At 69.6% G+C, this 3,034-nt stretch carries 1 protein-coding gene and 2 pseudogenes; 2 read left to right on the forward strand and 1 reads right to left on the reverse strand.

Annotation, left to right across the window (positions count from 1 at the left end; translation table 11 throughout):
* A pseudogene (locus BHU15_RS22445) lies at positions 1-388 on the reverse strand (PucR family transcriptional regulator); the annotation flags it as partial.
* A gap of 204 nt (positions 389-592) precedes the next feature.
* Between BHU15_RS22445 and BHU15_RS22450 the strand changes: the two are divergent.
* Positions 593-1,471: pseudogene (locus tag BHU15_RS22450) on the forward strand (proline dehydrogenase family protein); the annotation flags it as partial.
* A 63-nt stretch (positions 1,472-1,534) separates the two neighbouring features.
* Positions 1,535-3,034, forward strand: a 1,500-nt coding sequence (pruA, locus tag BHU15_RS22455) for an L-glutamate gamma-semialdehyde dehydrogenase (RefSeq protein ID WP_069628854.1), incomplete at its 3' end; no start/stop codon positions are given.

Genomic DNA, 3,034 nt, shown 5'->3' on the forward strand with positions numbered 1-3,034 from the left:
TCCGCGCCGTCACCTCCATGGCCGCCGCCAATCGGTCGTCCGTGGGGCCCTGGCCGGTCTCGTCGAGCAGCCATACGTAACCGAGCACCGTGCCCCGGTGCCGTACGGGCAGACAGATCCGCCCCCGGAACACCCCGGCGTCCGGCGCGGCCGGGATCCGGACGGGGCCGGTCGCGCGGGTGATGCCGAAGCCCTCGAACCAGGCGCGCACCGCGGGCGTGGACTTCCGCGTCAGGATCGAACGCGTCCTGACGGGGTCCATCACGCCCTCGTCGTCGCTGTCGTGCACCCCGAAGGCGATCAGCCCGAAATCCCGGTTCTCCAACGTCAGCGGCATGCCGAGCAGCGCCGAGATCTCGTCGACCAGCTCCTGGTAATCGTCCTTCACCCGGACATTCTCGCACCACCTTCAGACATATGTCTGAGATCGGGCCCACGGATGCGTGACAGGTGTCGATGGCAGAGGATCGGACCGGTCCCTAGATTTCACAGTGGTTCTCCGTGCCGTGGCCGGGCGTTCGCGCCCCGTACGGCCTGCTCGTTCTCTTCCGTGGAGGTGCCCTGTGCTGGGTCCCGTGATTCTCGCCGCGNNCGCGTCGTCTCGGCCGCGCCGGTCACCAGGCCCGTCGTGGACCGCTTCATCGCCGGCGAGACCGTCGACGGTACGACGCCGGTCATCCAGGACATGGCCGACAACGGCCTCGAAGTCACCATGGACGTCCTCGGCGAGGACATCACCGACCCGTCCGAGGCGCTGCACGCCCGCGACGCCTATCTGAAGCTGATCGAGGCCCTCGCGCCGCTCGGGCTCGGCGCCCGCGCGGAGATGTCCGTGAAGCTCTCCTCCTTCGGACAGGCCCTGCGCGGCGGCCACGACCTGGCGCTGCGCAACATCACCACCGTGGTCGAGGCCGCCACCGAGATCGGCACCACCGTTACGCTGGACATGGAGGATCACACCACCGTCGACTCGACGCTGGCCATCCACAGCACGCTGCGTGAGCGCTTCCCCGAGACCGGTGCCGTCGTCCAGTCGTACCTCTTCCGTACGGAGGACGACTGCCGCACCCTCGCGGCGGCGGGCTCGCGCGTACGGCTCGTCAAGGGCGCCTACAAGGAGCCCGCGCGGGTCGCGTACCAGGACAAGGGCGACGTCGACAAGGCGTACGTGCGCTGCCTCAAGACCCTGATGGCGGGCGACGGGTACCCGATGGTCGGGTCCCACGACCCGCGCCTGATCGCGATCGCCCAGGAACTCGCCGTCCGGGCCGGACGCAAAACCGACGCGTACGAGTTCCAGATGCTCTACGGCATCCGCGAGGCCGAGCAGCACCGCCTGGCCGCCGAGGGGCACCGGGTGCGCGTCTACATCGCCTACGGCACCGACTGGTACGGCTACTTCATGCGCCGGCTGGCCGAACGCCCGGCCAACCTCGGCTTCTTCCTGCGTTCCTTCGCGACCCGCGGCTGAGCGCCCGCCCCGCCCCCGACCGCGGCCCGTAAACCGTCTACTGATCAAGGAGATGCGGCACTCATGGACGCTGTGACCCAGGTCCCCACGCCGGTCAACGAGCCGGTGCACGGCTACGCCCCTGGTTCCCCGGAGCGCGCCCGCCTCGAAGCCAAGCTCAAGGAGCTGGCCGACCACCCCGTCGACCTTCCGATGACCATCGGCGGCCACAAGCGCATGGGTGGCGGCGAGCGTTTCGACGTCGTGCAGCCGCACAACCACCGCGCCGTCCTCGGTACGTACGGCAACGCCACCGTGAAGGACGCGCAGGACGCCGTGGACGCCGCGCTCGCCGCCGCCCCCGGCTGGCGCGCGATGGCCTTCGACGACCGCGCCGCGATCATCCTGCGCGCCGCGGAGCTGCTCTCGGGGCCGTGGCGCGAGACGCTGGCCGCCTCGACCATGCTCGGCCAGTCCAAGACCATCCAGCAGGCCGAGATCGACACGCCCTGCGAGCTGATCGACTTCTGGCGCTTCAACGTCGCGTACGCCCGCGGCATCCTCGCCGAGCAGCCGCCGGCCAATTCCCCGGGCGTGTGGAACCGGCTGGACCACCGGCCGCTCGAAGGCTTCGTCTACGCGATCACGCCGTTCAACTTCACCGCGATCGCCGGCAACCTGCCGACCGCGCCCGCGCTCATGGGCAACGTCGTCGTCTGGAAGCCGTCGCCGACGCAGACGCACGCCGCCGTGCTCCTGATGAGCCTTCTTGAAGAGGCGGGGCTGCCCAAGGGCGTCATCAACCTGGTGACCGGTGACGGCCTCGCCGTCTCCGAGGTGGCGCTGAACCACCCCGAGCTGGCCGGCATCCACTTCACCGGCTCCACCAAGACCTTCCAGCACCTGTGGAAGACCGTCGGCGGCAACATCGAGAAGTACCGCTCCTACCCGCGCATCGTCGGCGAGACCGGCGGCAAGGACTTCGTCGTCGCCCACCCGAGCGCCGACCGCGCCGTCCTCAAGACGGCGCTGACACGCGGCTCGTTCGAGTTCCAGGGACAGAAGTGCTCGGCGTCCTCGCGCGCGTACGTCCCGGCCTCGATCTGGAACGACGGCTTCAAGGAGGAGTTCGCCGCGGAGGTCGACGCCATCGCCATGGGCGACGTCACCGACCTGTCGAACTTCATCGGCGCCGTCATCGACGAGCGGGCCTTCGCGAAGAACAAGGCCGCGATCGACCGCGCCGCCGCCGACCCGACCTGCACGATCGTGGCCGGTGGCACGTACGACGACAGCGTCGGCTACTTCGTCCGCCCCACGGTCATCGCCTGCACCGACCCGGCCAACGAGGTCTTCACGACGGAGTACTTCGGGCCCATCCTCGCGATCCACGTCTACGAGGACGCCCAGTACGACGCGATGCTGGCGCAGATGGAGTCCGTCTCCGCGTACGCGCTGACCGGCGCCGTCATCGCCGGTGACCGCGCCGCGGCGGCCGACACCATGGCCAAGCTCCGCTACGCGGCGGGCAACTTCTACATCAACGACAAGTCGACCGGCGCCGTGGCGCGCGGCGTGCTCTTC

It is taken from the genome of Streptomyces niveus (genome assembly GCF_001723055.1).
Lineage (GTDB): Bacteria > Actinomycetota > Actinomycetes > Streptomycetales > Streptomycetaceae > Streptomyces > Streptomyces niveus.